38 protein-coding genes and 1 tRNA gene are annotated in these 25,549 nt (G+C 47.5%); 33 read left to right on the forward strand and 6 right to left on the reverse strand.

What is annotated here, in order from left to right:
• Positions 1 to 19 precede the first annotated feature (19 nt).
• Positions 20 to 101 (forward strand) — tRNA-Leu (locus ABGT65_RS02700).
• A gap of 66 nt (positions 102 to 167) precedes the next feature.
• Here ABGT65_RS02700 and ABGT65_RS02705 read toward each other — a convergent pair.
• From ABGT65_RS02705 to ABGT65_RS02725, 5 genes are all read right to left on the reverse strand, one after another.
• The gene (locus ABGT65_RS02705) at positions 168 to 1,379 is read right to left on the reverse strand and encodes a GLUG motif-containing protein (RefSeq protein WP_346699647.1); all 1,212 of its coding nucleotides are present in this window, start codon (positions 1,377 to 1,379) and stop codon (positions 168 to 170) included.
• Between the two features lie 220 nt (positions 1,380 to 1,599).
• Positions 1,600 to 2,910 (reverse strand): site-specific integrase, encoded by a 1,311-nt coding sequence (locus ABGT65_RS02710; RefSeq protein ID WP_346699648.1) that lies wholly within the window; start codon positions 2,908 to 2,910, stop codon positions 1,600 to 1,602.
• On the reverse strand, positions 2,907 to 3,218 hold the full coding sequence (locus tag ABGT65_RS02715; RefSeq protein WP_346699649.1) for a hypothetical protein: 312 nt from the start codon (positions 3,216 to 3,218) through the stop codon (positions 2,907 to 2,909). Before ABGT65_RS02715 ends, ABGT65_RS02710 begins: the two co-directional genes overlap by 4 nt.
• Positions 3,193 to 3,384: a hypothetical protein gene (locus ABGT65_RS02720; protein WP_346699650.1), complete on the reverse strand. Its 192-nt coding sequence runs from the start codon at positions 3,382 to 3,384 to the stop codon at positions 3,193 to 3,195. Before ABGT65_RS02720 ends, ABGT65_RS02715 begins: the two co-directional genes overlap by 26 nt.
• Positions 3,385 to 3,554: 170 nt before the next feature.
• The gene (locus ABGT65_RS02725) at positions 3,555 to 3,998 is read right to left on the reverse strand and encodes a helix-turn-helix transcriptional regulator (protein WP_346699651.1); all 444 of its coding nucleotides are present in this window, start codon (positions 3,996 to 3,998) and stop codon (positions 3,555 to 3,557) included.
• A 365-nt stretch (positions 3,999 to 4,363) separates the two neighbouring features.
• Between ABGT65_RS02725 and ABGT65_RS02730 the strand changes: the two genes are divergently transcribed.
• From ABGT65_RS02730 to ABGT65_RS02855, 26 genes are all read left to right on the forward strand, one after another.
• The gene (locus tag ABGT65_RS02730; protein WP_196053051.1) at positions 4,364 to 4,654 is read left to right on the forward strand and encodes a hypothetical protein; all 291 of its coding nucleotides are present in this window, start codon (positions 4,364 to 4,366) and stop codon (positions 4,652 to 4,654) included.
• Positions 4,651 to 4,881 (forward strand): hypothetical protein, encoded by a 231-nt coding sequence (locus ABGT65_RS02735; RefSeq protein ID WP_015545850.1) that lies wholly within the window; start codon positions 4,651 to 4,653, stop codon positions 4,879 to 4,881. The genes ABGT65_RS02730 and ABGT65_RS02735 overlap by 4 nt, the downstream gene beginning before the upstream one ends.
• A 2-nt stretch (positions 4,882 to 4,883) precedes the next feature.
• A complete protein-coding gene (locus ABGT65_RS02740; RefSeq protein WP_346699652.1) occupies positions 4,884 to 5,276 on the forward strand; it encodes a helix-turn-helix transcriptional regulator in 393 nt (130 codons plus the stop codon).
• A 12-nt stretch (positions 5,277 to 5,288) separates the two neighbouring features.
• On the forward strand, positions 5,289 to 5,495 hold the full coding sequence (locus tag ABGT65_RS02745) for a hypothetical protein (protein WP_346699653.1): 207 nt from the start codon (positions 5,289 to 5,291) through the stop codon (positions 5,493 to 5,495).
• Between the two features lie 2 nt (positions 5,496 to 5,497).
• Entirely contained in the window at positions 5,498 to 5,803 is a 306-nt protein-coding gene (locus tag ABGT65_RS02750; protein WP_196053054.1) for a DUF3853 family protein, read from the forward strand.
• 6 nt (positions 5,804 to 5,809) lie between these two features.
• Positions 5,810 to 7,849: an AAA family ATPase gene (locus ABGT65_RS02755; RefSeq protein WP_346699654.1), complete on the forward strand. Its 2,040-nt coding sequence runs from the start codon at positions 5,810 to 5,812 to the stop codon at positions 7,847 to 7,849.
• Positions 7,850 to 7,861: 12 nt separating this feature from the next.
• A complete protein-coding gene (locus ABGT65_RS02760; RefSeq protein ID WP_196053056.1) occupies positions 7,862 to 8,155 on the forward strand; it encodes a hypothetical protein in 294 nt (97 codons plus the stop codon).
• Positions 8,156 to 8,179: 24 nt separating this feature from the next.
• Entirely contained in the window at positions 8,180 to 8,965 is a 786-nt protein-coding gene (locus ABGT65_RS02765) for a hypothetical protein (protein ID WP_346699655.1), read from the forward strand.
• A 1-nt stretch (position 8,966) separates the two neighbouring features.
• A complete protein-coding gene (locus ABGT65_RS02770; protein WP_346699656.1) occupies positions 8,967 to 9,197 on the forward strand; it encodes a hypothetical protein in 231 nt (76 codons plus the stop codon).
• A 4-nt stretch (positions 9,198 to 9,201) separates the two neighbouring features.
• Positions 9,202 to 9,942, forward strand: coding sequence for an MBL fold metallo-hydrolase (locus tag ABGT65_RS02775; RefSeq protein ID WP_346699657.1), 741 nt, complete (start codon positions 9,202 to 9,204; stop codon positions 9,940 to 9,942).
• 1 nt (position 9,943) lies between these two features.
• Positions 9,944 to 10,345, forward strand: coding sequence for a hypothetical protein (locus ABGT65_RS02780; RefSeq protein WP_346699658.1), 402 nt, complete (start codon positions 9,944 to 9,946; stop codon positions 10,343 to 10,345).
• Positions 10,346 to 10,349: 4 nt separating this feature from the next.
• Positions 10,350 to 10,883 carry a hypothetical protein gene (locus ABGT65_RS02785; RefSeq protein WP_346699659.1) on the forward strand — a complete coding sequence of 178 codons (534 nt, stop codon included), beginning with the start codon at positions 10,350 to 10,352 and terminating at the stop codon, positions 10,881 to 10,883.
• Between the two features lie 6 nt (positions 10,884 to 10,889).
• Positions 10,890 to 11,321: a hypothetical protein gene (locus tag ABGT65_RS02790; protein ID WP_196053062.1), complete on the forward strand. Its 432-nt coding sequence runs from the start codon at positions 10,890 to 10,892 to the stop codon at positions 11,319 to 11,321.
• A gap of 11 nt (positions 11,322 to 11,332) precedes the next feature.
• Positions 11,333 to 11,602 carry an HU family DNA-binding protein gene (locus ABGT65_RS02795; RefSeq protein ID WP_196053063.1) on the forward strand — a complete coding sequence of 90 codons (270 nt, stop codon included), beginning with the start codon at positions 11,333 to 11,335 and terminating at the stop codon, positions 11,600 to 11,602.
• Positions 11,603 to 11,608: 6 nt separating this feature from the next.
• A complete protein-coding gene (locus ABGT65_RS02800) occupies positions 11,609 to 12,355 on the forward strand; it encodes a hypothetical protein (protein WP_196053064.1) in 747 nt (248 codons plus the stop codon).
• 58 nt (positions 12,356 to 12,413) lie between these two features.
• Positions 12,414 to 13,136: a hypothetical protein gene (locus ABGT65_RS02805; RefSeq protein ID WP_346699660.1), complete on the forward strand. Its 723-nt coding sequence runs from the start codon at positions 12,414 to 12,416 to the stop codon at positions 13,134 to 13,136.
• 73 nt (positions 13,137 to 13,209) lie between these two features.
• Positions 13,210 to 13,713 (forward strand): replication protein, encoded by a 504-nt coding sequence (locus ABGT65_RS02810; protein ID WP_288895550.1) that lies wholly within the window; start codon positions 13,210 to 13,212, stop codon positions 13,711 to 13,713.
• An 8-nt stretch (positions 13,714 to 13,721) separates the two neighbouring features.
• Complete coding sequence (locus ABGT65_RS02815) at positions 13,722 to 14,297, forward strand: DUF4406 domain-containing protein (RefSeq protein WP_346699661.1); 576 nt, start codon at positions 13,722 to 13,724, stop codon at positions 14,295 to 14,297.
• A 32-nt stretch (positions 14,298 to 14,329) separates the two neighbouring features.
• The gene (locus tag ABGT65_RS02820; protein WP_346699662.1) at positions 14,330 to 15,955 is read left to right on the forward strand and encodes a DNA cytosine methyltransferase; all 1,626 of its coding nucleotides are present in this window, start codon (positions 14,330 to 14,332) and stop codon (positions 15,953 to 15,955) included.
• 3 nt (positions 15,956 to 15,958) lie between these two features.
• Complete coding sequence (locus ABGT65_RS02825; RefSeq protein ID WP_346699663.1) at positions 15,959 to 16,906, forward strand: phosphoadenosine phosphosulfate reductase family protein; 948 nt, start codon at positions 15,959 to 15,961, stop codon at positions 16,904 to 16,906.
• A 10-nt stretch (positions 16,907 to 16,916) separates the two neighbouring features.
• Positions 16,917 to 17,348, forward strand: coding sequence for a single-stranded DNA-binding protein (gene ssb / locus ABGT65_RS02830; protein ID WP_196053070.1), 432 nt, complete (start codon positions 16,917 to 16,919; stop codon positions 17,346 to 17,348).
• 11 nt (positions 17,349 to 17,359) lie between these two features.
• A complete protein-coding gene (locus tag ABGT65_RS02835) occupies positions 17,360 to 17,653 on the forward strand; it encodes a hypothetical protein (protein ID WP_196053071.1) in 294 nt (97 codons plus the stop codon).
• Positions 17,654 to 17,655: 2 nt separating this feature from the next.
• Positions 17,656 to 18,204 (forward strand): hypothetical protein, encoded by a 549-nt coding sequence (locus ABGT65_RS02840; RefSeq protein ID WP_301237037.1) that lies wholly within the window; start codon positions 17,656 to 17,658, stop codon positions 18,202 to 18,204.
• Positions 18,205 to 18,384: 180 nt separating this feature from the next.
• Positions 18,385 to 18,687 (forward strand): hypothetical protein, encoded by a 303-nt coding sequence (locus ABGT65_RS02845; protein WP_346699664.1) that lies wholly within the window; start codon positions 18,385 to 18,387, stop codon positions 18,685 to 18,687.
• 4 nt (positions 18,688 to 18,691) lie between these two features.
• Positions 18,692 to 18,892 (forward strand): hypothetical protein, encoded by a 201-nt coding sequence (locus ABGT65_RS02850; RefSeq protein WP_301237038.1) that lies wholly within the window; start codon positions 18,692 to 18,694, stop codon positions 18,890 to 18,892.
• 4 nt (positions 18,893 to 18,896) lie between these two features.
• Positions 18,897 to 19,460, forward strand: a complete 564-nt coding sequence (locus ABGT65_RS02855; protein WP_346699665.1) for a hypothetical protein — start codon at positions 18,897 to 18,899, stop codon at positions 19,458 to 19,460.
• A gap of 248 nt (positions 19,461 to 19,708) precedes the next feature.
• On the opposite strand, the gene ABGT65_RS02860 is transcribed toward ABGT65_RS02855, so the two are convergent.
• Complete coding sequence (locus ABGT65_RS02860) at positions 19,709 to 20,101, reverse strand: hypothetical protein (RefSeq protein ID WP_346699666.1); 393 nt, start codon at positions 20,099 to 20,101, stop codon at positions 19,709 to 19,711.
• Positions 20,102 to 20,368: 267 nt separating this feature from the next.
• On the opposite strand from ABGT65_RS02860, the gene ABGT65_RS02865 reads away from it, so the two are divergent.
• From ABGT65_RS02865 to ABGT65_RS02890, 6 genes are read left to right on the forward strand one after another with little or no spacing between them, the layout of a single operon-like run.
• A complete protein-coding gene (locus tag ABGT65_RS02865) occupies positions 20,369 to 20,659 on the forward strand; it encodes a hypothetical protein (RefSeq protein WP_346699667.1) in 291 nt (96 codons plus the stop codon).
• A 4-nt stretch (positions 20,660 to 20,663) separates the two neighbouring features.
• The gene (locus ABGT65_RS02870) at positions 20,664 to 21,536 is read left to right on the forward strand and encodes a hypothetical protein (RefSeq protein WP_346699668.1); all 873 of its coding nucleotides are present in this window, start codon (positions 20,664 to 20,666) and stop codon (positions 21,534 to 21,536) included.
• A gap of 34 nt (positions 21,537 to 21,570) precedes the next feature.
• Positions 21,571 to 22,026: a site-specific DNA-methyltransferase gene (locus ABGT65_RS02875; protein WP_346703045.1), complete on the forward strand. Its 456-nt coding sequence runs from the start codon at positions 21,571 to 21,573 to the stop codon at positions 22,024 to 22,026.
• Position 22,027: 1 nt separating this feature from the next.
• Positions 22,028 to 22,546, forward strand: coding sequence for a transposase (locus ABGT65_RS02880; RefSeq protein WP_281515303.1), 519 nt, complete (start codon positions 22,028 to 22,030; stop codon positions 22,544 to 22,546).
• A complete protein-coding gene (gene terL / locus ABGT65_RS02885) occupies positions 22,543 to 24,006 on the forward strand; it encodes a phage terminase large subunit (protein WP_346699669.1) in 1,464 nt (487 codons plus the stop codon). The genes ABGT65_RS02880 and terL overlap by 4 nt, the downstream gene beginning before the upstream one ends.
• 26 nt (positions 24,007 to 24,032) lie before the next feature.
• A complete protein-coding gene (locus ABGT65_RS02890; RefSeq protein WP_346699670.1) occupies positions 24,033 to 25,523 on the forward strand; it encodes a phage portal protein in 1,491 nt (496 codons plus the stop codon).
• Positions 25,524 to 25,549: the final 26 nt, after the last annotated feature.

Raw genomic sequence — 25,549 nt, forward strand, 5'->3', positions numbered from 1 at the left:
CGAAAAGACACCGGAAAATGCCCAGGTGGCGGAATAGGTAGACGCGCACGTTTCAGGTGCGTGTGCCGCAAGGCGTGCAGGTTCGATTCCTGTCCTGGGCACTGGAAACCCCGTTGAACGCAAGTTCAGCGGGGTTTCGCCTTTTCCGTATCCGCATCGTCCTGTTTTTACTGGTTTTTCTCCAATACGGGCAAGTTGTTGCTGCCAAGTACGTACTTCCAGCCCGTGCCGGAAAGAGCCGTGTTCATGGCATCCTTGGCTCCTGACCAGTTACCGTCCGTCACCTGTGTGGTTCCGCCGGTACCTACCTGGTCTTCACCGATGCCTTGTTCCTGACCGTTGCCTCCCCAGTAGCAGGCGGTGATGATACCGCTACCTAACATGGAGTCCTTGAAGTTCCGTCCCGCCACGCCGCCTGTGGCTCCGTCCGAGCCTTTGACAGTCCCTTTGGCATGGTAGCAGGCAGTCAGGGTGCCTACATCGTTGGTTCCCGTTACGCCGCCTACATAGATGGTGCCGCTTCCGCTACCGGTCACGCTGCCCCAGGCATAGCAGGCTTGGATGCAGGATCCGCCGTTGCTTCCCACCACACCGCCGGCAAAATAGGTGCCTATATCGTTGTTACTTACAAGGGTCACGCTGCCCGTGGCATAGCAGGCGGTCAGGATGGCACCACTATTCGTTGCACCTGCCACGCCGCCTGCCCGCTGCGTTCCCTTCACTGTGGCCGAGGAGCTGCATCCAGTGATGGAACCGCCCACTTGGTAGCCCACCACACCGCCTACGTCGCTAATGCCGCTGACGCTGACGCTACCCGACACCGAGCAGTATTCAATGTTGCCATAGCTATATCCTGCCACGCCGCCGACGCTGCCCAAACTGTTATCGCTTGTTATCTGTACGCCCTCCAGCACCACGTTCTTCACCGTGCCGCCGGAGCCGATCCTTCCGAACAGACCCGCATATTGGTCACTTCCCGTCACGGTCAGCCCCGTGATGGTCTTGCCGTTGCCGTCAAAGATGCCGGTGTATGCGTTATTGTAGTTTGTGCCTATCGGCGTCCACTCCATATCTGTGAGATTGATGTTTTCAGTCAAAGTAATGTTGATACCGAGATTACCGTTGTTGGCTATGTCTGCCACAGCCTTCAATCCCTCGGCAGTAGTCACGATGTAGTTGCCCTGTCCGTCGTCGGTATATCCCTTGTCCTTATCCAGCGTGATGTCATAGAACTTGCCCGCCTCGGGAGTGATGGCAGCGGAGAGGTTGCGCTCCTCGGTGCCGTTTGCCCGCAGTTTCGTGATTTCGTAGCCGGGCACCACGTTCGCCTCCCAGCAGGTGATGGCGTTGCCGTTTTCGGTATATTCGCATTTCATCATCTCTATCCAGTCTTCTTGCGAGCCTTGCACTACCTCACCTTTTTCATAAGTACACCGTGTGTAGGTATAGAGCTGGAGGCTGTAAGAACATACGAACAACGAACTACCATACGTTACCAAGTTTCCAAAATATCAGCGTTTTAGCCCGATTGTTGGTAACATAAGAAACCATACGCTACCGATTAGTTAAGGCGTATTTGGGTTCCTTTTTGGGTTCGGCTTATTTTCCTTGTTGTCGGGGTATCGGGAACTTGTTAAATTTATCCATTTCGGCGACCTTCAATTTATCGACAATTTTAATATAGGGCTTCATCGCTTTGTAGTCGCTGTGCCCCGTCCACTTCATAATGACCTCGGCCGGAACCCCAAGCCTAAGCGCGTTTATGATAAAAGTACGCCGGCCGCAATGGGTGGTAAGAAGGGAGTATTTCGGTAATACTTCTTCGTGCCGAACATTCCCCTTGAAATATACGACCCTTGTAGGTTCGTCGATACCCGCCATTTCCCCCATTACTTTAAGGTGTTCGTTCATTTTTACGTTACTTATGACCGGTAGGGCCTTATCGTTCGGCAAACCTATATTCTCGTACTTTTTCAGTATGGCCCGGCTATACTTATTCAGTTCGATAATAAGGCCGTCTACGGTCTTTTGAGTAACCACGCTTATATAATCCTTCTTTACGTCGCTTCGGCGCAATTTTGCCACGTCAGAATAACGAAGGCCGGTAAAGCAGCAAAAACAAAAGACATCGCGCACGGCTTCCAGCGAAGACCGGGACGGCGGAAATTTGAAGGAATACAGGTTAAACAGTTCTTCCCATTCCAAGTATATAATTTCCTTTGCGTTTCCGTCGGCCCCTTTGAACTTCGGCTTAAATGTTTCGTGTACGTTGCTTGGGTTATATCCTTTATGGTGCGCCCAACGCAGGAACCACCGAAGAAAGGACATGTTTTTAGATATAGTAGTATTACGAAGGTCGGCTTTATGAAGGCTTGTAATAAACTTTTGTAGGGTAACTTCGTTTATTTCGTCAAATGTAAGATTCTTGTTAAACGCTTCCAAGTGCTTACGCAGGCTATTAAACTTCGTATAGGTCGCTTTCGTCCAATCATTCAAACGGCCCATAGTTTCCATAAATTCGGCATAGGCTTTATAGAATGGCTGGCCGCTTTCTTCCGCTTCGGTAGCCGGGGTTCTCTTCCCGGTCGCTTCATCGAAGGCCGTTTTAAGTTCGGCCGGTGTCGGTACCCGCTTTTCCAGCAATTCGAAACGGGTAAATATGGCTTCTATTTGTTCTTCGCAAGCCGTGATAGCCTTATTTATTTCGCCGGCCGTTTGTCGGAACCGGTTTTTTGTATTGGAGATAACGCGGCCTTCTTCTTCGTTCCACTTTTCCGGTTCGATACTATACCCTACCCGAAAGTCTACCCGGTACCCGGCATAGCAAACACGCATACGAATAGGGCGACACTCTACCAATACACCCCCTACCTTTTTAGGAAATAGATTAAATTTAATAGTCCGCTTCATTTTGAAAACATATTACCCCGGCCGGTTAATAACCAATCGGAAGAAACGGAATACTTGGCTACCAAATAATAAAGGGCTTCTATTTGTATAGACTTATAGCGGGAAACTTTACCGGGCCTTGGGGTTACGCCGTAAGTAAATCGGGTTTCCCGATAGCGGGAAGCACTTAACCCGGCTTCCTTGCAAAATGGTTCCAACGCGGACAAACGGCCCAATGAAACAAGGGCTTCTATCGCTTGGAAGAAACGGCGGTTTACGCCGTCTTCGATAGGGGTTATTATCTTAGGCTTCTTTACTCCCATTTTCAAAGCTCCTTAACATCATTTCGAACGCCGCCTTTGGTACTATGGCAGTTTCTGCGCCGGAAATAAACGCCGCTTCCAAGGCATTAAACACCGCTTCCGGCATATCCCCGTAATACTTGGGTTGGTCGTAGTATTCGGCTACTTTTATTTCGATTGTTTCCGGTTCCATTATACACAGTTATTTTTATCGAATTTTTGATTTACGGCACTTTCGTACGCCGGTCGGTAAGAAGTATAGTTATATAGATTTGCTTTGAAATTTGGGGCATTTCTGCCCGTTTTTACAAATCCAAACTGAAACGCCATACGAACAACCAGCAATAAACGCGCTGCATTGCCCTATTTTTCGCTTAGTTTTTCGATTACAGATATAAGCCGGGCTATTTGGCTATCCTTTTCTTTTATCATTTCTTGATAGCCTTTTTGTAGTTCAATCATACCCGCAATATCATTAGTTGTAACCCGATTCCCATTACCGGCAACGGCCGTATTATTGTTACCCGAAACCCGGTTTGTATTATTGCCTTGCAGCATTTCCCCGTCCCCCGTCAGAAGCCAAATAGGGTTAAGGTCGGGGAACTTTTCGCCGATAGACTTCATTTTGTCGGGTTGTATCGACGTTCGTATAGAATTGACATAGGAAACAGAAACGCCGATTTGCCTACAAAATTCCCGTTCACTAATATTTAGGGTCTTGATATATTCCCTAAGTCTTTCTTTTACACCCATATAGCGAATTTTTAGAAGGTTGTCTAAAAAATATTTTTCATTTTTGCGCTGCAAAACCTTGCATATTACACTGCATTGCTATATATTTGCAGCGTGTAACATATACGATTGCAAAGGTATAATAATAATACGCTTCGAGCAAATAAACGGCATAGCAAAAAATACCTAAGCAATTTAAGCGACAATAGATTATGAAGTACGATACGACATTTATTAACCGAAACTTCCTTTTGAAGGTCTACGGGATAGACAGCGAAAACAAAAGGATAAACCGCCTTGTAGGGGTTTCCGGCTTGGTGGGGTTAATCGGCGTAGAGCTTACCGAAAAATTCATTACCCGCGCACTTAACAGCAAGAAAGATAGCGTAAAATGCCGCCTACGCAGAGGATTACAAGTAACACTATATTTCAAATAGAAGATGAAGAAGACAGTAATAGTTAATGGCAAAGCAAAGCGTATAGAATTTTCGTACGCGATAGGCGAAACTATTTCGCTAAGCAATAACGAGGTAATAAAACCTTGGGGACGGGTTACGGAAAGGGTAACGGTTTCTAAACTAACCTTTACGATTAACGGAAAGACCTACGAAGGAACGCGCACCTTTAAGGTTGCCGGCGGCCCATACTCGGAAACCTTCGAGTTCGACGGGAATAGCTTTGCTTCCCATAAACAAGCAATTGAATACATACTTAACAATATTGAGAAATGAGCGAAACGACAATTTACAAAGAAGGATTTAACGCCGGCTTTATGCAGCTTCGGCAAATTGACGTAGAAGCCGCCACAAAGGAACTCTGGCAGGCGTTGGGGATTAACAACCGCAACACTTTCGCGGCTTACAAGTTCGGACGTATCGAACCCAAGGCAAGCCAAGCCGTCGCCGTCGAATTGGTATTTAGGAAGTACGGCGTTACGACTAACATTTGGGGGAAATAGAAATGAGAGCCGAAGCAGGACTAACGCAGCGCGAAACCCAAATAGCCGAATTATTGGCTTGGGGAGCCGCAAAAAAGGAAGTGGCCGACAGGCTTTCTATTTCGCCCCGGACAGTTGAGAATACCGCCCGAAACATTTATAGCAAGATAGGAATACAAAAGGCTACGGAGCTTTGCGTATGGTGGTTCTGCACACATTGCGGCGTTTCCTTCGACCTATCCCCTATAAAACGGACAATTATAGCCTGCTTCTTCCTTGCGACTATTCTACCGTATGAAATGTACGCACAAGGCGAAACCTACCGACTATTCAGAAGCCGCAAGGTTGCCGAACGCATGGCGACACGAAGAACCGGAAGAAGACCGGAATACGAATTAGATTTTTGGGAACTATAAAAGGCAAAGGCTATGAAGCAACTAATTAAAGAATTATCCCTTTCGGGATTGACGCTAAAACAGAAGGCGATAGTATGGTATTTCGCTATATCGTTTTGCCTCCTTGCAAGCACGGCGGAAGCCCCGTTTTGGTTCTTGTTTTTAGAGGTTGCCAACTTCGCTAATGCCGCCCGCCTTATAAAACGGGTTCCGCTACCGGAAGACCCACAAGATAGTTAGGTATGGCAGACTTAAATACAAGACTTATAGACCTTACGGCGGGGGAATTATTAGAGCTAATGGGGAAAGGACAAAGCCCCCGGATAGAAGTAGACGTTACCAAAGACCCGAAGAAAAAATACGTCTACGGCCGGGCCGGGATTGCCGAACTATTCAAATGTTCCAAGACTACCGCCAGCCGCATAAAACAAAGCGGCTTAATCGACGGCGCATATAAGCAGGTCGGAAGGTTGATAATAGTAGACGCGGAAAAAGCCTTAGAGTTGGCCGCAAAACGAGCAAAGAAAAGTAACAACCGAAATAAATAACTTGTTATGAACAAGAAGGTAACATTAAAAGAACTGACCCTTAAAAACTTTAAGGGTATTAGGGACTTGGCCGTAAAGTTCGGCGAAGTAACCACCATTGCCGGCGCAAACGCGACAGGTAAAAGCACCGTTTTCGACGCTTTTACTTGGGTGCTTTTCGGCAAAGACAGTAACGACCGTACGGATAGCGGGAAAGGCGCATTTACCGTTAAGACGGTCGGCCCGGACGGGAACCCTATACTTAAATTGGAACATTCCGTAACGGCTGTTTTAGACGTAAACGGCGAAGAAGTAACCCTTACCCGCACCCTTACGGAAGATTGGGTAAAACCGCGCGGCAAGGCCGAAGTAGAACTTAAAGGAAATACTACGCATTACTTCTGCAATGGCGTAGAAATTAAAGCGGGAGCGTTCCAAGAGAAAGTAACGGCCATAACCGAAGAACAACTTTTTAAGTTAATTACGAACCCGGCTTACTTCCCTTCGTTGGATTGGAAAACCCAGCGCGAAATATTGCTGCGCATTGCCGGGGGCGTAACATACGAAGAAGTGGCCGCCGGTCGCGCCGATTTTGCGGCTATCCTTTCCCAGCTTTCCGGTAAAGATTTGGCAGAGTTCAAACAAGAAATAGCCTACCGCAAAAGCCGGATTAAGGAAGGTTTGGAAAAATGCCCTATCGAGATTAACGCAATAGACAGCGTTACGCCCGAAGCACCGGATTACGAAGCCTTGGAAGCCGAAAAGGTACGTTTATCCGCCGAATTGGAAGAAGTGGATGCGGCTATTACGGACGTTGCAGAAACGGCCCGCAAACACTACGAAGGGGTGCAGGGAAAACGCAAAGCGATTAACGACCTTCGGAACCAGCAGCAAGATATAATTTTTCGGGCAAGGCAAGCGGCCCAAAAGGAAGGTTACGAAAAGAACGCCAAGCGTAACGAGGTTAAGACCAGTTACGAAATAACCAAGCGAGAAGCAGAAAATTATAATACCGCTTCGGAAAACGGCCTTTCCGATATTCGCTATACTATTAAAACCCTTACTTCCGAAATAGCGGACTTATCCGCCAAGGTGGAAGCCAAGCGCGAAGAATGGAATACGCGGAACGCCGAAGAATACAAAGTAAGTACCGACGGCCTTATTTGCCCGATATACGTAACCTTATGCTCGGACGCAAGCGTTTTGCGTATGGACGCTATCGCCAAGGAGAAGGCGCGGGCCAAATTCGACGAAGCCAAGACCCGCGACCTTACCCGGATTACCGAAGAAGGCAAAACGCTAAACCAGCGAATAGCAGAAAAGAAAGCGCGGTTACAGGAATTGGAAGCCCAACTTTCCGAACGTATGGAAGCTATCGCCGCTAAGAAAGCCGAATACGCGAAGAAGTTACAGGACTTGGAAGCGGAAATAGCCGCCAACCCGGAAATAACCGTATCTACCGACATTATCCCCGAAGACTTACCCGAATGGAAGGAGATAGAAGCCCGGATAGCCGAAATATCCGCTACCATTTCGGATATACCGGCGGCCGATACTACCGAGCTTACCGCCAAGAAACGGGAACTTACGGCCCTTTTGGACGAAGTAAAACAAAAGCTAAGTATTCGGGACACCATTGAAAAGAACGCCGCAAAGAAGGCCGAAATATTGGCAAGGGAAAAAGAATTAGCCCAGCAGCAAGCGGACTTAGAAAAGCAGGAATTTACGATAGACGAACTTAATAAGGCCCGAATGGACGAAGTAGAACGCCGGGTAAATAGTAAGTTCCAAAACGTCCGCTTCCGAATGTTCGAACCCCAGCTAAATGGCGGCGAAACCCCTACTTGTATCGCAATGGTAGACGGGGTTAAGTACGCAGACCTTAATACGGCCGGAAAGATAAACGCCGGGCTTGACATCATTAACACGCTTTGCCTGTATCACGGGGTAAGCGCACCGGTATTCATCGACAACGCCGAAAGCGTAAACCAACTATTCCCGGTTGCTTCCCAGCTTGTAAAGTTGATTGTAACCACCGACAAAGAATTAACCATTATCCACTTATAAAAAATTAAAGTTATGAAAGAGAACAAAGAAAAGCGCGAGTTCGCGCGACAGTTGGAGCAAATCTCCGAAACGCTTACGCAGGCGGTAAAAAACAGTGAAGGCCGGGCATATATCCTTATCGGTATTGACCGGAAAGAAGGAGAAGACGGCGATACGCAGGGCGTAATAGCCGTAGGCGGTGCAGGAAGTCAAGTAATAGAGGGATTGGCGAATTTCTTTGCCGAAGAAAAGACCGCGCCGCTTGCCTCCGAAGCTATGAAATTGGCGACCTTGAAGAAGTTAAGCCGACTTCTTGAAACCGAATAACAACAACCTATAAAAATATGAGTTATGGCAGAAGAAAAAGGATTGACCGTAATTGACGAAGCAAAGCGGAAATTCGAACTTGCCTGTAAGGACGCTTCGGCCTTGCAGATTGTAAACAACTTCGGCGCGGCATTTACCGCCGTAAACGTAATTGCCCTTTTGCGCGAAGCCCTTTCCGACGAAGTAATGGAACGTGTATTTATGCCGCTTATGAACACGAAAGTAGGCTTTCTTACCGACCGCAACGGGCGACCGCGCAAAAACGGAACGGTACAACCGCTTTACACTATTCCGGTTGTTCGGGACGCGATTATAGACGCGGTAAGTATCGGGCTTCTTCCGACCGGCAACCAATTTAATATTATTGCCGAACGAATGTACCCGACCAAGGAAGGCTATACGGCCCTTCTTCGGAAACTCGGCGTAAAATACTTCATCGACGTATCATTTGACAAAGGCCAAACCGCCGGATTTGCGGAAGTGCCTTGCAAAATCAGCTACACGTACAACGGAGAAAAAAACAGCTTCGGAATAGTGGCTACCGTGAAGAAGGACGATTACAGCAGCCCCGACCAAATCCGGGGTAAAGCCGAACGCCGTGCCAAAAAAGCCCTTTACGAGTATATAACCGGTTGCGACTTCGGCGACGCGGACGAACAAAGCGGCCCCGTTGAAGACGTAGAATATAAGGACGTTACCCACGAGGTAGAAGCCGAGGTTAAAAACAATGCCAACACAGGCGGAACACTTGATTTCGGCCAAGCAGGAACGAACGGAACCCAGCAAGTACCTAAAACACCCGGATTCTAATATGAAAGTAATTTTTGGTATTGCCTTTTTGACGGCAAAGGACATCGACGCAATGAACGCCCGGATTAACAAAGCGGCGGACATGGCGAAGGTGAGCGAACAGAGCGTAGCCCAGCAGGGCAAAGCCCTTAACCAATTTTCTGGCAAGTTCGCTACGGCTATGGACTTCATCGGCCGGAACCTTCCGCTAAAAAGGAAACGTAAAGCATTTCGCAAAATCGTAGAAGCGTAGTACAATGGTTCTAAAAGTATTAGGCAGTAGCAGCCAAGGAAATAGCTACATTTTGGAGAACGACCGCGAAGCCTTGTTATTGGAAGCGGGCGTAAGATTCGCCAGCGTGAAGCAAGCGTTAGACTACAATATAACGAAGGTTGTAGGCTGCCTAATTACCCACGAACACAAAGACCACGCAGGCTACATTAACGAAGTATTGAAAGCTACCGTACCCGTCTACGCTTCGGCCGGTACCATTGAGAACACCCCAATAGAAGACCCGCACCGCGCGAATGTTTGCAAAGCCGGAAGTCTTTTTACCCTCGGCGGTTTCCGAATTATTCCTTTCGGGACTAAGCACGATTCCGCCGAGCCTTTGGGGTTCTTCATCAACCACGAAGAAACGGGTAATATCCTATTCGCTACCGATACCTATTACTTGCCCTGCAAGTTCGCGGGACTTAATAACGTATTGATAGAATGTAATTACCGCTTAGACCTATTGGACGCGAATATAGCGGCCGGGCGTATTCCCGCCGTTGTTCGGAACCGTACGCTAAAATCGCATTTAAGTTACGACCATTGCGTACAGGCGTTACAAGCCAACGATATAAAGGGGGTAAATAATATTGTTCTTATCCACCTTTCCGACGGTAACAGCAACGCCGAACAATTCCGGGCCGGAGTGCGAGCTGCAACCGGTAAAACCGTACATATAGCCGAAGCGGGGCTAATAATCAATTTCGACAAAACCCCCTTTTGATATGATTAAAGGATTTGACCAACAAACGCAGCCCTTAAACGATTACGAAATGGGCGTACTTCTTCCGCTTCTCGTACGGGGGCTTAGGACGAAAATAGGGCGCGAAAATGCCGTAACAAACAAGCATATCGTAAGCAGCCTTAAAGGTTCCTATAAACTAAACGACGCACGGGTAAGGAAGATTATAAACCACATAAGGACAAACGACCTTATACCGGGCTTAATAGCCACTTCCGACGGGTATTTTATCGCCCAAAGCGAAGCGGAACTATTGGAGTACGAAGAAAGCCTAAAAGGGCGTGAAGACGCTATTAGGGCCGTCCGGTTGAGTATTGCGCGACAAAGGCGAATACTTTACGAGCAAAAGAGGGAAGAAAAGCAAAGTTCACTTTTTAACAAATAACAAAATGGAAAAGCAGTTTTTTATGGTTTACGCCGAAGGCCAAGGCGCACCGACGTACAAACACGAGAACGAACAGGCGGCCAGCAAGGAAGCCGAACGATTGGCCGAGAAATTAGGGGTTAATACGACCGTATTACAGGCCGTAAAAACGGTTGCCCCGAAGGATATTACCAAGCGCGTAAAAACCTACGCGGACGCTTGCGCGGTGCTTGGTATTGAGCCGATGAACGAAACCGTATTAGCGAAGTTGGGCTTTACCAAGGACGAAATAGCCTACCGCAAGTTAAAGACCATTGCCGAAGCCCTTAACGAAGGTTGGCGGCCGGATTGGGCCAATAGCAACGAGTACAAATATTGGCCTTGGTTCGTGTCTAACTTCGCGCTTGCCGGCTTTTCGTACGCGTCTACGAATTGCGCGGCTTCGTGTACGGGTGCGGGTCTCGGCTCCCGGCTTTGCTATAAAACCCGTGAACTCGCCACGTACGCGGGCCGTCAGTTCGAAGGTATTTATAACGATTTTCTTTTAATCAAAAAATAACGAAACATGGAAAGAGAATTAGGGAAAGACCTCGAACAAGGCAAGAAGCGCGTAGCCTTCCTTATGGATAATTGCGACGCGGTGGAAGAAAAGGGGTATATGAAACCTTTTACCCCGGAAGAATTGGCCCGCATGAAAGAAAGCCTTTCGGAAACGGACATCGAAATTAACGACATCGAGGAAGAAAAGACGGCCGCGATGAAGGACTTTAAGGCCCGTTTGGAACCCCTTACGACGGAGCGAAAAAAGACCTTGGAAGGACTGAAAAAGAAGGCCGAATTTGTTACCGAAAGGTGCTTTAAGTTCATCGACCAAGAAGCCCGCGAAGTCGGCTATTACAATGAAAACGGCGACCTTATCGAGAGCCGGCCGGCGTACAGCGAAGAATTACAAACAACACTTTTTCAAATCGGAAGAAAAACAGGTACTAACAACTAAAAAGCAAAACAATGACGAAGCAAGATTTAATTACGGTCGTTGGGAGTAAAACCGGGCAAAACGATAGCCATGTAAGGCCGATTATCGAAGCCACATTAGACGCAATTAAGGAATGCGTACAGCGCAAGGAACCCGTTTACCTTCGCGGCTTCGGAACCTTCCAGCCGAAGAAACGGGCCGAAAAGAAAGCCCGCAACATTACTGCCGGTACTACGATTATCATACCGGCGCACGAAGTAGCCCACTTCAAACCAAGTAAAAGTTTCACAATCAACAAGTAAAAAAGTATGGACGAAAACAAAAAAGTAGTAGTAAACCTTCCCCAAGGAACTACGAAGGCGGAAATTACCGTAAGAGAAGGCGCAGCTTACCGCGTCCTTGACCCCAAGCCCCCCGTAAAAATCGACCTTTCCGGCGTTATCGGTGCGCCGGTAGAGTTCTTAGAAAAGCGGCTTTCCGAAGCCGACCAAATAGACCCGAAGCGTTGCCACGTTTTGGTAGACCGGGAAAAGGTGTGTATTACACTCGTTACGAACGAGAACGACGAATATACTACGGGCCGGGTGGTAGGTCGTCTTTCCCAGCACCCCAAATTTTCCGAATTTGGGATTAACGCCGGCAAAGGTTGGGAACCTAACGAGTTGGGGCAGTTCTTCAAAATGAACCGCGCATTTTTCCCGGACAAAACCGCGAATATGAAGCTCGTAACCGAACTTAAAAACTTCGAAGCTACCGTAAATTCCAAGGTGGAGAAGCAAAAGAGCGAAAAGGGCGACTTCAAAGATAATTATAGCGGCGTGGTTATGAGTAACTTGCCGGAAGCCTTTACCCTTCAAATTCCGATTTTCAAAGGTATGCCGGCGGAAACTATCGAAGTGGAATTTTACGCTTCGGTAAACGGCCGCGACGTAACCCTGCAACTTGTAAGCCCCGGAGCGTGCCAGCTTTTGGAAGACCTGCGCGACCGAATTATAGACGTGCAGGTAGCCCGCATTCGGGAACTAAGCCCCGAAATTGCGATTATCGAGCAATAGCAGTATTAACCCAGCTACCCCGGTTTCCGGGCCGGGGTAGCTTTTCAAAAGTAACAAAATGGCAAAAAGATTTATAGATACCGACCTATTTAAGAAACGATTTATAAGGGACTTACCGCCCGCTTATAAATTGCTTTGGGTGTACCTTTTTTGCGAGTGCGACAACGCCGGAATATGGGAAGTGGACTTAGAGGTAGCCGGGCTTTATTGCGGCGAAACGTACGACTTAGAGGATTTCGAAAAAGCCTTTGCCGGAAGAATCCATTTCTTCAATAACGGAAGCAAAGCGTTTTTACCCGAATTTATCATATTTCAGTACGGCGTGGTATCGAACTTAAACCCTACGAACAACGCGCATAAATCGGTATTGCAAAAACTTGAAAAATACGACCTTATACGGGTATTGAACGAAGGTATTACCCAGCCACCGCAAGGGCCGACGTTAGGAGCTGGCAAGCCCCAAGGCAGGAGCAAGGCAGCCCCTAAAATGAAAGGCGGTAAAATCTTTCAGAAGCCCACCTTAGAAGAAGTTACGGCGTATTGCCAAGAACGAGGTAACGACGTAGACCCGCAAGCGTGGATAGATTACTATACTTCGAACGGTTGGAAGGTGGGCCGTAACTGTATGAAGGATTGGAAAGCGGCGGTTAGAACTTGGGAGCGTAACGAAATAGGTAATAATGGAAATGGACGAAAAGGACAGCAGACAGGGGCCGCAACGGGTGGACTTAACCCGGTTCCGGGCGGTACTTCAAAGAAAGGCTTTACCGGAACGCTTTAAGGTTGATAAGTACCCCGAAGACGTGCCGGCAATGTTGCGGGAATGTTATATAGCCGAAGTTATGCGGCGGCGTATGCAGTTCATCGACGACGAAGCGACCCAAAGCCATATAGAAAAGGCGGCAAAATGGCTTACCGGTAATTGCAAACCGGGGCTTCTGTTATTCGGAACGGTAGGTAACGGTAAAAGCACCTTAGCCCGCGCGATAGGTAGCCTTATCGGGATTTTGTACGAAAGTGCATATTTTGACCAACGAAAGACGGTTAGGACGGTATCGGCCTTAGAACTTGCAGACATAGCAAAGAATGAACCGGAACGCTTTAACGGCATTAAGAAAGCCGAGCTATTAGCTATTGACGACGTAGGTACGGAACCTTCCGTAGTGAAGGTTTGGGGAAATGAAATTAGCCCCTTTGTCGATACGATTTACTACCGGTATGACCGGCAGCTATTTACAATTATGACCAGCAACCTAAATGCGGAAGACTTGGCGAACAAATACGGCGAACGTATTGCCGACCGATTTACGGAAATGTTCGATAGAATCCCGTTTATAAACCATTCTTATAGAAAATAATAGCCAACATGGAAAAGATATACATTTCGGGACAGATAAGCGGCCAGCCAATAGAAGAAGTAGCGGCCAAATTTGAAGCGGCGGAAACCATGTTAAAAGCCCAAGGTTACGAGGTGGTAAACCCGCTTAAAAACGGTATTCCGGCTAATGCCTCTTGGGAAGTTCACGTAGCTATGGACGTACTTCTACTTATGGGGTGCAAGGCTATCTATTTGTTGCCCGATTGGGGATTTTCCAAAGGGGCTACACTTGAAAATAATTTAGCCGAATTGACAGGTAAGACAATTATTTACGAAGAAGTACCGACCTTTCAGAACATAAAGCAGGCAATAGCCGAAGGCATGGGCGTTGCCTTCTACGATATTGTAGGCGAAAGTCGAGAGCAAAAGCACGTCTTTGCCCGCATGATTTTCGCCCAGCTATGCCGTGAAGAAGGGGCGACGGTAGTAAAGATTGCAAAGGAGATGAAACGGAACCACGCTACTATTATCTACTACCTCAGAAAATACCCGGACGATTACCAATATACCTCCGAATTTAGGGGTTATGTAAACGCAGTGAAAGCCCACCTATCAAAAGACTAATTTTCCGCGAAAGCGTATTACTATAATGCGAAATGGACGATATTAGATTACTATATATAGACTTGTTTTGCGGTGCCGGTGGAACGAGTACAGGCGTAGAGAAAGCCAACTATAAGGGGCGTAAATGCGCGAAGGTTATAGCTTGCGTAAACCACGACGCGAACGCCATAGCGAGCCACGCGGCCAACCACCCCGAAGCGCAGCACTATACGGAAGATATGCGAACTTTGGACTTATGCCCATTGAAAGAACATACGGCCGAAATGCGCCAAATGTACCCTATGGCGAAAATTGTACTTTGGGCTTCACTTGAATGTACCAATTTCAGCCGTGCCAAAGGCGGCCAGCCTCGCGACGCAGATAGCCGCACCCTTGCCGAACATTTGTTTAGGTATATAGAAGCCCTTGCCCCCGATTATATCCAAATCGAGAACGTAGAAGAATTTATGAGCTGGGGCGATTTGGACGAAAACGGAAAACCGATTAGCAGGGATAAAGGGCGGCTTTATACCAATTGGGTAGATAACGTAAAAGCCTACGGGTACAAGTTCGACCATAGAATACTTAACGCGGCGGATTATGGGGCATATACCAGCCGAAAGCGTTTCTTCGGGATATTTGCCAAACCGTACCTACCTATCGTATGGCCGAAGCCTACCCACTCAAAGACCGGGGGCGGCGACCTTTTCGGCAGCTTGGCGAAGTGGAAACCCGTAAAGGAAGTTTTGGACTTTGCCGATGAAGGGGAAAGTATCTTTAATCGTAAAAAACCGCTTTCGCCTAAGACCTTGGAACGCATATACGCGGGCCTTATAAAGTTCGTAGCAGGCGGGAAGGATTCGTTTTTGATTAAATATAATTCAGTCAATAAGAAGACGGGTAAGCATATCCCGCCTTCGATAGATGAACCATGCCCTACCGTAGCTTGCCAAAACAGGTTAGGAATAGCGAACATTCATTTTCTCGCAAAGCATTTTAGCGGACACCCGGAAAGTAAGGTTTTCAGCGTAGACAACGTAGCGGGAACCATTACGACCGTAGACCACCATAGTTTAGTAGGGGCCGAATTTATTTCGGCATATTACGGAAACGGGCATAATCATTCCGTAAATGCGCCTTCGCCGACCCTTACAACGAAAGATAGGCTTTCGGTAGTAAAACCGCAATTTATAGCGAATAGTTATAGCGGCGGCGGGCAATTATCAAACTTGGATAAGCCTTGCCCGGCAATAATGACAAACCCAAAGCAAAGCGTAATAGCCTGCAAATGGTACCTTATGAATCCCCTATATTCCAATACCGACGGTTCCGTCGAAAAGCCGTGTTTTACCCTTATCGCTAAAATGGATAAAAAGCCCCCGTTCCTTATCGCTACGGAGTGCGGCCAATTGGCAATAGAGATTTACGAAACCGATAGCGGCCCAATGCGGAAAATAAAGGAGTTTATGGCCCTTTACGGTATCGTCGATATAAAAATGCGAATGTTAAAAATTATCGAGTTAAAGCGAATTATGGGATTCCCGGAAAACTACACCCTTATAGGGACGCAAGCCGACCAAAAGAAGTTTATCGGCAATGCGGTAGAAGTGAATATAGCCCGTGTTCTTTGCGAAGCCTTGGTAGAAGAAATAACAACCGAATTACTAAAAGTAGCCTAAGCAATGACAATACAGGAACTAAACACGCGCCAAGGTTGGACGTTAAACCAAAAGATAGACCACGCGGTAGGGACGGTAGAAGCCTTCCTTTCCCGTACGGGTAAAGTCCCCTACGTTTCCTTTTCAGGCGGCAAGGATTCTACCGTATTGCTCGACATAGTGCGGCGGTTTGTCGATAGGGATATAAAAGCGGTCTTTTGCAATACCGGCAACGAGTACCCCGAAATATTCCGCTTCGTCAGAAGCACCGAGAACGTAACGATAATACGGCCGGGAATTACGGTAAAGGAAGTTATCGGTAAGTATGGTTTTCCGCTTATATCGAAAGAACAGGCGCACGGCATACGCCAAGCCAAAACGACCAAAAGCGAAAAGCTACTTTCTATTCGCCTTCACGGAACAGATAAAACGCGCGGGTACACAAGTGGAAAGATTGCCGACCGTTGGCAGTATCTAATAAAACAGCCTTTTATGGTTTCGGAACAATGTTGCGAATGCCTAAAAAAACGGCCTTTTGCGAAGTATAATAAGCAGACCGGCGAAGTACCGATATTGGGTATTATGGCCGGCGAAAGCGATTTAAGAAAACGGCAGTATATACGGCGGGGCGGTTGCAATTCATTCCAAAATAACCATATAGCAAGTTATCCGATAAGCATTTGGACGGACGCGGATATATGGGCTTACTTGCGGAAATTCAAAGTTCCGTACTGCGAACTATACGATAAGGGGCACACCCGAACCGGTTGTATGTTTTGCGGCTTCGGAGCGCACATAGAAAAAATATCGCGCTTCGAACTATTGTACGACCTACACCCCAAAGCCTATAACGTCTTTATGAACTACCAAAACAACGGTTATACTTACCGGGAAGCCTTACGCGCTATTGGGGTTCAGCTACCGGACGAAACGCCGCGATTATTCACAAGTAAAGATTTTCAAACCAAATAATTAAAGCAATATGTTAGTATTAGAAGCAATTGGCAACCTCGGAGCGGACGCCATTATTAAAGACCTTAACGGGCAAAAGTACATAGCTTTCAGCGTAGCCCATACCGAAAGCTATAAAGATTCGCAGGGGCAAAGACACGAACGTACGACTTGGGTAAGCTGCCTTAAATACGGAGAAAGCCCGGTAATTAACTATTTGAAGAAAGGAACCCGCGTATTCATTCGCGGCGAACTTTCGGCCAAGGCATACGAAGCCGGCGGAGTATTACAAACTGGTATAAATTGCCGGGTTAGAGAATTGCAGCTTTTAGGCGGAAACCGGGCCGACCAAACAGAAGTCCCCCAGCAGGCCGTAACGACTTCGGCCGCTGCCCCAACGTATGCGCCGACACAGCCGCCGGCATATCAGCAACCCGAAGAAGTAGACGATTTACCATTTTAACAGTTACCGATATGATAGGAAAGAAATTAAGCCCCGTGCTCGAAGAAATGGAAGCTACCCTTTGGGAGTACGAAGCATTTAACGGGGCAAAACCGAATTACACCTTAGAAGGGTTCCGGGCTTCTACAAAAATATTTATGAGCGCACTCGTAGATAAGTTTTTCGAGAAGCAGCAGGCCGAAGGAGTTAGCCAAGAAGACACCTTAAAAGCCGTCGAAAAATTAGGGCAAGACGTTCGGGCCTTGGTCTTTAACGCTACCGGAATAGATACGCACCTACTTTATAACCGAACAAAAGTTAATTAACGATGAAAGCAGTAGTAACGCTTGGCAAACACTTCGGCCCGAAGCACCCACGTAAAGGGCAAGAAACGGGCTTTATAGCCAAAGTAGCCGACGGGCGGAAGGTACACACCTGCCGAAGCAATTACGAGTATTGGCGGGCAAAAATCGAAAAAATAATGGCTACGGGTGGAGTTCTTAGCGTCCGCCAATGGAGCGAAAAACCATACCGAAGCCCCCAAGAAGTTATAACCGAGATTCCGGCCGACATTGTCGGCGTACAGAAATTGGAGTTACGACGGGAAAAGTGCGTAGTAAATCACTACGCGGAAGCACAATTAGACGACAAACCGATAATATCTGTCGTTTATTACGATTATGAAGCAAAGGTAGACGGCCTCCCCGTCCCCTTGGAGATTTTAGCCGAAAACGACGGGCTTACAGTAGACGATTTTAAGGCATGGTTCGCGCCGGTATTTGACGCTGCCGAAAAGAAGTACCACGAATTGGCCGGACTCGCTTCTGCGCTTACTCTTGACTTCGCTATTATTCACTTTACAAAAAGGCGGTACTAATGGGAACACGAAGCAACAATTTGCCGAGCGGCCTATATAGGGACGACGACGGAAGTATAGGGCTTATAATATGCCCCAAATGCCAGCGCGAAAACTATGCGCTTAATGTAGCCCTCGGTTATTGTACTTGGTGCGGCTACAACGCGAATAAAGATTATAACATACATAAAAATAAAGACGATGAAAGTAAAGGACATAATTAAGGACGACAAATTTAACGAGTTCTTAGGCTACGAAAGAGAAGCCTATAACAACCGACCGGCTCCGCAAGAAGGTTACAGGTATCGCCGGACACCGTACGACGCATTGAAGGACGCAGGGATATTTACGGTAGAAGGTATTAGGGAAACTTTTATAAAGGTTGCGAACCTTGAAAGCGGCCTGCCGAAGTCCCAGCGCGACGCGATAACCGGGCTTGTTTTCAGAGTAGCCCAAACGGTAGTAAACTATCGGGCGAAACAAGAAGTAGAAACTAAAAAGTAATGGTATGAACAAAGGGGAAATTACCTATACGATAAAGATAAAAAAGCGTACCGGCCTATTTTGGAATACGGTGTTTTGGCTTGTATTCTTTGCGGTCGTGCCGCTTCAATTGATTTGCTTATGGCTTTCCAAAGGGTTAGCCATTATTTCGGATTTGCTCCGGGAACTTTGTTACCGGGCATGGTTCAAACAAACAACAAAATAAGTATATGGGATTCAAAACAATAAAGCAGCATTACGATATAAAGCATATCGTAGCTATCTATAACGAAGAAAAATACGGCGGGGCTTGTATTTGTATCGGTTCCGGGTATGTTCACGGGCTTATAGCCATAAATATAGAAACCGGTAAAGTTTTCTATTCGTCTTTGGTTACGCCCGGCGAGAATAGCGAAATAGGACAGCTTGCCGCCCGTATTAAGGCAGACGAAAAAAACGGGGTACTTCGGGCCTTGATTGATGAACCGGACACCTTCGCCCGAAACCTTCCGGTATTCACTATTGACCGGTGGGCGGTAAAGGCCGAACTATGCGAGGAATACGGCTGGCCGAATACAACCCATAGCGGCGCGATTATGTACGAAAATACATACTTCCGCACACGGGGCGAAGCATACGCCTACCTTCTTAAAGAAACGAAAGCCGGGGTTCGGTATTGCCGGTTTTCTGAAAACTTCAAAGAAGGGCTTACCCGTATTGGCTTGGCTATCCGTATCGGATTGCGGGAAGTATGGTTTTGGGTTGCGGCCCGTACTATTGGCCGTTTCATATAATTAAAATAGCCGAAAAGGTACAACAGTATTTATTAACGGTAAAATACAAATAGGTATGTTCGACACAGACAAAGTTATAGTAGTTGCCGACGTTACGAAGCTGCCGTATTTATCGGTTGCAAGGTTTTCGGGCGGGTGCCGGATAAATGGCGTATTCTACGCTTATGTTCCCCAGCGCGATATTTTGGTACGCGAAGATTGGTTAAAGCTATATTCGGCTATGGATTACAACAAATTTATAGCTGCCGTTAAGACCGGAGCCAAACCGAAATTGCCGACTTGCCGGACTTGCAAGCACCGCCAGCGTTGGGAATTGAACGACCATAGTACGAAGATAGTGCAAAGTTGCGCTCTTCAAAAGAGCCGAAGAACTGGTAACGGATTGAAACGGATAAAGGTAAATAACCCGGCTTGCCACTTGTACGAAAAAGAAACCGAATAATATGCGACATATAGAAAGCCAAATACAGAAGGACTGCGTTACTTGGTTCCGGTTGCAGTACCCGAAAATAGGCCGCCTTCTTTTTGCGGTTCCGAACGGCGGGGCGAGGAATGCGAAGGAAGCCGCGATTATGAAGGGCGAAGGAGTAACGGCCGGGGTTGCCGACCTTATTCTGCTTTACCCTTCCGGCGGGTTTCATTCCCTTTGTATCGAGTTTAAGACCCCCAGCAAAAGCAATCGGCAAACACCCATGCAAAAGGAGTGGCAAGCGTTGGCCGAAGCACACGGTAATAAGTACATTGTTTGCCGTTCCTTAGAAGACTTCCAGCAGGTTATACGGGCATATATCCCCCGTTTATGTTGGTAACTTTTTAATTATTCTTGGATAAAGAAGCGTATTATAATAATACGCTTCTTTTATTTTTGCATAACGCGAATATTTACATACTAATAGACGTACGCAGGTATGAAAGAAAAGATTTTACAGGCCCTTACGACCTTTAAGGGCTACTTATTCAGTTCTGACAAATGGCTGCATTTAGCGGCCGGCTTTATTATCGCCTTCTTCGTGGGGCTTTTCGGTGTCTTCTATGGCTTTTGCGCTGGGATTGTGGCCGCCGCCGGGAAAGAGCTTTACGACAAATTCAGCAAGAAGGGAACCCCGGAAGTTTGGGATTTCATTTTTTCGGTAGTCGGTGTTCTTTCCGGTGTCCTTAACGTACTATTGGCCCGCTTGGTATTCCAATTCATTGCGTAAGCCTATGGCACCGAAGAAGATTATAGAAGCGGATATAGCCCAACTTATACCGGACGACGTAAATTTTAACAAGGGTACGCAGTTCGGCCAAAGTTTAATAGAAAAGAGCCTGCGCCAATTCGGGGCGGGCCGTTCTATTCTTTTGGATAAGAACAACCGTATTATAGCCGGGAATAAAACCGTAGAAAACGCCGGGCAAATAGGCTTAGAAAAGGTTTTGATAGTCGAAACCACCGGCGAAGAAATAGTAGCGGTAAAACGTACCGACATAGATTTAGACACGCGGGAAGGGCGCGAACTTGCCTTAGCCGACAATGCGACCGGGGCCGCTAATTTGGATTGGGACGAAACGGCACTTACCCAAGCGGCTGAAAGGTGGGAAATATCCCCCGAAGAATGGGGCGTTACAGAGTTTGCAGAACCAGAAGAACCGGAACGGGAATTAACCGAAGACGGATTTACACCGCCGGCCTCCGAAGACGTAGAAACGGACATAAAAGAAGGCGACCTTTTCGAAATTCGTAAAGGGGCCATTTGCCACCGCCTATTATGCGGAGATACTCGAAAAATTGAGGACGTACGCCGACTTATGGGCGGTATGCAGGCCGATTGCATTGTAACAGACCCGCCGTATAACGTAGACTATGCCAGCAAAAACGAGTATTTGAACAATACCGACAGGGGAAACCGCATACAAACGGACATTAAGAACGACAATATGAGCGACGCCGATTTTACGGCTTTCATGGGAGATATACACGCTTCCCTATATGAAAGTTGCAAGCCCGGCGCGGCTATCTATGTTTTCCACGCTGCATTAAAAGCGGTGCCGTTTATTACCGGATTTACCGGGGCCGGATTCCTCTATAAACTATAAACAGCACCTTGTCTGGGTAAAAAATAACATCGTTATCGGAAAGCAGGATTACCAATGGCAGCACGAACCGATACTTTACGGGTGGAAGGACGGCGGCCCGCATTACTTTATTAACGACCGTTCCCAGCACACGGTAATAGAAGATAAGGTAGACTTCGACGCAATGACAAAGAAGGAACTATTAGCCTATGTAAAGGAGTTGCAGAACGATAACGAACACCCAAGTACGATTATTCACGAAGATAAGCCGATGAAGAACGCAGACCACCCGACAATGAAGCCTGTAAAACTTATCGGCCGACTTATCCGCAACAGTAGCCGCGCGTTCGACTTGGTAATAGACTTCTTTTTAGGTTCCGGCTCCACCCTTATAGCCGCGCACCAATTGGAACGCAATTGCTTCGGTATCGAGATTTCCCCGCAGTATTGCCAAATCATATTAGACCGAATTAAGAAGTACGACCCCGAAGTAGTAATAACAAAATTGTAGAATGGGAAGACCTACGAAATACAATAAGAAGATAGCCGAAAAGATATGTTCGCTTATCGCTACCGACACCTACACGGTGGCGGAAGTATGCCGTATGGTCAAGATACACCCCGATACTTACTACACTTGGATAAAGGAGTTTTCCGAGTTTTCCGACGCTATAAAAAAAGCCGAAGCGGAACGTATGGCCTTCTTTGTAGCCGAAGCGAAAAAAAGCCTTCTACGGAAGATACAAGGGTACACGGTGCAGGAAAAGCACATCACTACGGTAGGTTCCGGCAAGTACGACGTAAACGGCAAGGAGATACCGCGAATAAAGGAACAAAAGATAGTCGATAAACACTACCAGCCGGACACGGCCGCGATAATCTTTACACTTACCAACGGAGAGCCGGAGAATTGGAAGAACAGGCAGAACAACGAAGTAACGGGCAAGGACGGTAAGGATTTGTTCGGGCAGCTTTCCGATGAAGAATTAGACGCACGTATAGCCGAATTGGAAAAGAAATTAGGTAAATGACACGCCAAGAGAAAATAGAGTATATAGCCGCATTGCGGGAAAGATTGATACGCGAAGCACGTACCGACCTTTTGCCGTTTACCCGCGCTACTATGCCTACTTTCGACCCGGCCGAATTTCATGTACGATATTACCACGTTCTAACCTTATTCGCAGAAGGAAAGATTAAAAAGCTAATGGTATTCATGCCGCCCCAGCACGGCAAAAGCGAAGGTTCTACGCGCCGCCTTCCGGCTTATATACTTGGCCGGAACCCGGACAATAAAATAGCCGTCGTAAGCTATTCGGCTCCGAAGGCCCGTAAATTCAACCGCGAAATACAGCGTATTATAGACACGCCGGAATATGCCGAAATATTCCCGGAAACGTGCCTTAATTCATCGAACATTACGACCGTTGCCGGGGCTTGGCTTCGCAATGCCGACGAATGCGAAATAGTAGGACACCGGGGCGGCTTTAAGACCGTCGGCGTAGGTGGCCCTCTTACCGGCGAACCGGTAGATACCCTTATAATGGACGACATTTATAAGGACGCTAAAACGGCTTGGTCGGCGGTTGTTCGGGAAGCTATCGAAGATTGGTACGACACGGTAGCCGAAACCCGATTACACAACAATAGCCAGCAGCTTATAGTATTTACCCGCTGGCACGAAAAGGACTTAGCCGGCCGCCTTTTGGAGCAGCAAGGAATATACGACCCGGTAAACAATCCGAACGGGTGGGTAGTAGTAACATACCAAGCGATTAAGAAGGGCGCACCTACCGAATACGACCCGCGCGAAGAAGGTACGGCACTATGGCCCGAACGCCACAATTTGGAAAAGTTGGAAGCCATACGCACCCGAAACCCGCACGTATTTGAATCCCTTTACCAGCAAGACCCGAAACCCTTGCAGGGCCTTATGTACGAAAATCCCTTTAAGGAATACGACATACTGCCGGCCAGCAAGATACGGAAGGTTAAGAACTATACCGATACGGCGGACGAAGGCGCGGATTTCCTTTGCTCGATAACCTACCTTGAAACCGAGATAGGAAACTTTGTTTTGGACGTGCTTTATACGGCTAAGCCTATGGAGTACACCGAACCCAAAACGGCCGAAATGCTAACCAAACACGCGGTAGAATTGGCCGTAGTAGAGAGTAACAACGGCGGCCGGGGTTTCGCGCGTAATGTAGAGAAGCAAGCCCGGTTAATGGGTAACAACAAAACCCGTATTAAGTGGTTCCACCAAAGCCAAAACAAGGCCGTACGCATATTCACGCATAGCGCGGAAGTACAAAACCTTACCTATTTCCCGCGCGGGTGGGCGCAAATGTGGCCCGATTTCTACCAAGCCCTTACGCACTATATGAAAGTTGGCAAGAACGCCCACGACGACGCGCCGGACGCATTGACCGGAACCGTAGAGCAACGGCCCATTACAGGCAAGAAAAGCGCGGCCGGATATTTCGCATAATGTTTAACTATCAAAATAACAACAAAATGAATAGCAAGCAGCTTAACGAACTTTTGGCAGGCGAAAACCATAGTACCGCTATTGCCGAATTGAAGAACGGACGTAATGCGACCGAGCCGAACGCGGCCGAATATATCGCCCAGCTTGACCCCAAAGGCCACGACGTAAACGACCCTGTAAAGCGTAGGGATAAGAAGGTAAAAGTAGACCTTTCCGACTTCGATATAAACGACGAAGAAAAGAAGAATATAAAGACCGTTACCAACGGAAACGGGGAAACCGAAAACTTCCGTATAGAGCCGGTTGCTCGCGTAGCTTTGGCAATTCAGAAACTTATAGTAAAGCGGGCCGTAGCCTTCACGTTTGGAAACCCCGTAACACTTAACGCGGAACCGGAAGAAGGCACCAAGGAAGCCGACGTTTTGAAGGCTGTAAAGCGCGTTTTGTTCGATACCAAAAGCCGAACCCTTAACCGGAAGGTAGCGCGGGCCATTTACAGCAGTACGGAAGCGGCCGAACTTTGGTACCCGGTGGAGAAACCGACGAAAAACTACGGCTTCGATTCAACGCACAAACTTCGGGTAGCCATTTTTAGCCCGTTGTTCGGCGATAGGCTTTACCCCTACTTCGATGAAACGGGCGATATGGTGGCTTTCTCCCGTGAATACGTTGTAAAGGATAGCGCGGGGGTAAAACATACCTATTTCGAAACCTATACCGATACCGAAATACGGAAATGGACGCTTGCCAGCAGCCAATGGCAGTTATTGGACGGCTACCCCAAGAAGAACCAAATAGGCAAAATTCCGGTTATCTATGGCCGCCAGCCCGCCGTAGAATGGGAAGACGTACAGAACCTTATAGACCGCTTGGAAAAGTTGCTTTCCAACTTCGCCGATACCAACGACTACCACGCAAGCCCGAAAATCTTTACTACGGGTACTATTTTGGGTTGGGCCAAGAAGGGCGAAAGCGGGGCCGTTATCGAGGGAGAAGAAGGGGCGACCGCGCAATATCTAAGCTGGGCACAAGCTCCCGAAAGCGTGAAATTAGAGATAGAAACCCTTTTGCGTATGATTTATACCATTACGCAAACGCCGGATATTGCTTTCGATTCAGTAAAGGGTATCGGGGCTGTTTCGGGTGTCGCCTTGAAACTTTTGTTTATGGACGCGCACCTAAAAGTACAGGACAAATGCGAGGTGTTCGACGATTATTTGCAGCGTCGATTAAGCGTAATACAGGCGTTTTTAGCACAAATGAACGCCAAGGATAAGGCTTTTGTAGACGCTTGCGGTAGCCTTATTATCGAACCCGAAATAGTCCCGTTTATGATTGAGGACGAAGCGGCGAACGTAAACCTTCTTCTTTCGGCCACCGGTCAGAAGGCTATTTGTTCGCGGAAGACAGCCGTACAACAGTTGGGCTGGGTAAACGACACGGACGCAGAGATAGAGCAGATAGAAGCCGAAGAAAGCGCGGCTTCATATTCGTCTATTTACGAACCCACCGTATAGCTACTAACCAAGTATCTAACTAAGTT

The organism is uncultured Alistipes sp. (assembly GCF_963931675.1).
In the GTDB taxonomy this organism is placed as follows: domain Bacteria; phylum Bacteroidota; class Bacteroidia; order Bacteroidales; family Rikenellaceae; genus Alistipes.

What these genes read in the sequence shown, in the direction of transcription:
- ABGT65_RS02705 (WP_346699647.1), bottom strand. Translation starts at nt 1,379, where the DNA reads ATGATGAAATGCGAATATACCGAAAACGGCAACGCCATCACCTGCTGG.
- ABGT65_RS02710 (WP_346699648.1), bottom strand. Translation starts at nt 2,910, where the DNA reads ATGAAGCGGACTATTAAATTTAATCTATTTCCTAAAAAGGTAGGGGGT.
- ABGT65_RS02720 (WP_346699650.1), bottom strand. Translation starts at nt 3,384, where the DNA reads ATGGAACCGGAAACAATCGAAATAAAAGTAGCCGAATACTACGACCAA.
- ABGT65_RS02730 (WP_196053051.1), top strand. Translation starts at nt 4,364, where the DNA reads ATGAAGAAGACAGTAATAGTTAATGGCAAAGCAAAGCGTATAGAATTT.
- ABGT65_RS02735 (WP_015545850.1), top strand. Translation starts at nt 4,651, where the DNA reads ATGAGCGAAACGACAATTTACAAAGAAGGATTTAACGCCGGCTTTATG.
- ABGT65_RS02740 (WP_346699652.1), top strand. Translation starts at nt 4,884, where the DNA reads ATGAGAGCCGAAGCAGGACTAACGCAGCGCGAAACCCAAATAGCCGAA.
- ABGT65_RS02745 (WP_346699653.1), top strand. Translation starts at nt 5,289, where the DNA reads ATGAAGCAACTAATTAAAGAATTATCCCTTTCGGGATTGACGCTAAAA.
- ABGT65_RS02750 (WP_196053054.1), top strand. Translation starts at nt 5,498, where the DNA reads ATGGCAGACTTAAATACAAGACTTATAGACCTTACGGCGGGGGAATTA.
- ABGT65_RS02755 (WP_346699654.1), top strand. Translation starts at nt 5,810, where the DNA reads ATGAACAAGAAGGTAACATTAAAAGAACTGACCCTTAAAAACTTTAAG.
- ABGT65_RS02760 (WP_196053056.1), top strand. Translation starts at nt 7,862, where the DNA reads ATGAAAGAGAACAAAGAAAAGCGCGAGTTCGCGCGACAGTTGGAGCAA.
- ABGT65_RS02765 (WP_346699655.1), top strand. Translation starts at nt 8,180, where the DNA reads ATGGCAGAAGAAAAAGGATTGACCGTAATTGACGAAGCAAAGCGGAAA.
- ABGT65_RS02770 (WP_346699656.1), top strand. Translation starts at nt 8,967, where the DNA reads ATGAAAGTAATTTTTGGTATTGCCTTTTTGACGGCAAAGGACATCGAC.
- ABGT65_RS02775 (WP_346699657.1), top strand. Translation starts at nt 9,202, where the DNA reads ATGGTTCTAAAAGTATTAGGCAGTAGCAGCCAAGGAAATAGCTACATT.
- ABGT65_RS02780 (WP_346699658.1), top strand. Translation starts at nt 9,944, where the DNA reads ATGATTAAAGGATTTGACCAACAAACGCAGCCCTTAAACGATTACGAA.
- ABGT65_RS02785 (WP_346699659.1), top strand. Translation starts at nt 10,350, where the DNA reads ATGGAAAAGCAGTTTTTTATGGTTTACGCCGAAGGCCAAGGCGCACCG.
- ABGT65_RS02790 (WP_196053062.1), top strand. Translation starts at nt 10,890, where the DNA reads ATGGAAAGAGAATTAGGGAAAGACCTCGAACAAGGCAAGAAGCGCGTA.
- ABGT65_RS02795 (WP_196053063.1), top strand. Translation starts at nt 11,333, where the DNA reads ATGACGAAGCAAGATTTAATTACGGTCGTTGGGAGTAAAACCGGGCAA.
- ABGT65_RS02800 (WP_196053064.1), top strand. Translation starts at nt 11,609, where the DNA reads ATGGACGAAAACAAAAAAGTAGTAGTAAACCTTCCCCAAGGAACTACG.
- ABGT65_RS02805 (WP_346699660.1), top strand. Translation starts at nt 12,414, where the DNA reads ATGGCAAAAAGATTTATAGATACCGACCTATTTAAGAAACGATTTATA.
- ABGT65_RS02810 (WP_288895550.1), top strand. Translation starts at nt 13,210, where the DNA reads ATGCAGTTCATCGACGACGAAGCGACCCAAAGCCATATAGAAAAGGCG.
- ABGT65_RS02815 (WP_346699661.1), top strand. Translation starts at nt 13,722, where the DNA reads ATGGAAAAGATATACATTTCGGGACAGATAAGCGGCCAGCCAATAGAA.
- ABGT65_RS02820 (WP_346699662.1), top strand. Translation starts at nt 14,330, where the DNA reads ATGGACGATATTAGATTACTATATATAGACTTGTTTTGCGGTGCCGGT.
- ABGT65_RS02825 (WP_346699663.1), top strand. Translation starts at nt 15,959, where the DNA reads ATGACAATACAGGAACTAAACACGCGCCAAGGTTGGACGTTAAACCAA.
- ssb (WP_196053070.1), top strand. Translation starts at nt 16,917, where the DNA reads ATGTTAGTATTAGAAGCAATTGGCAACCTCGGAGCGGACGCCATTATT.
- ABGT65_RS02835 (WP_196053071.1), top strand. Translation starts at nt 17,360, where the DNA reads ATGATAGGAAAGAAATTAAGCCCCGTGCTCGAAGAAATGGAAGCTACC.
- ABGT65_RS02840 (WP_301237037.1), top strand. Translation starts at nt 17,656, where the DNA reads ATGAAAGCAGTAGTAACGCTTGGCAAACACTTCGGCCCGAAGCACCCA.
- ABGT65_RS02845 (WP_346699664.1), top strand. Translation starts at nt 18,385, where the DNA reads ATGAAAGTAAAGGACATAATTAAGGACGACAAATTTAACGAGTTCTTA.
- ABGT65_RS02850 (WP_301237038.1), top strand. Translation starts at nt 18,692, where the DNA reads ATGAACAAAGGGGAAATTACCTATACGATAAAGATAAAAAAGCGTACC.
- ABGT65_RS02855 (WP_346699665.1), top strand. Translation starts at nt 18,897, where the DNA reads ATGGGATTCAAAACAATAAAGCAGCATTACGATATAAAGCATATCGTA.
- ABGT65_RS02860 (WP_346699666.1), bottom strand. Translation starts at nt 20,101, where the DNA reads ATGAAACCCGCCGGAAGGGTAAAGCAGAATAAGGTCGGCAACCCCGGC.
- ABGT65_RS02865 (WP_346699667.1), top strand. Translation starts at nt 20,369, where the DNA reads ATGAAAGAAAAGATTTTACAGGCCCTTACGACCTTTAAGGGCTACTTA.
- ABGT65_RS02870 (WP_346699668.1), top strand. Translation starts at nt 20,664, where the DNA reads ATGGCACCGAAGAAGATTATAGAAGCGGATATAGCCCAACTTATACCG.
- ABGT65_RS02880 (WP_281515303.1), top strand. Translation starts at nt 22,028, where the DNA reads ATGGGAAGACCTACGAAATACAATAAGAAGATAGCCGAAAAGATATGT.
- terL (WP_346699669.1), top strand. Translation starts at nt 22,543, where the DNA reads ATGACACGCCAAGAGAAAATAGAGTATATAGCCGCATTGCGGGAAAGA.
- ABGT65_RS02890 (WP_346699670.1), top strand. Translation starts at nt 24,033, where the DNA reads ATGAATAGCAAGCAGCTTAACGAACTTTTGGCAGGCGAAAACCATAGT.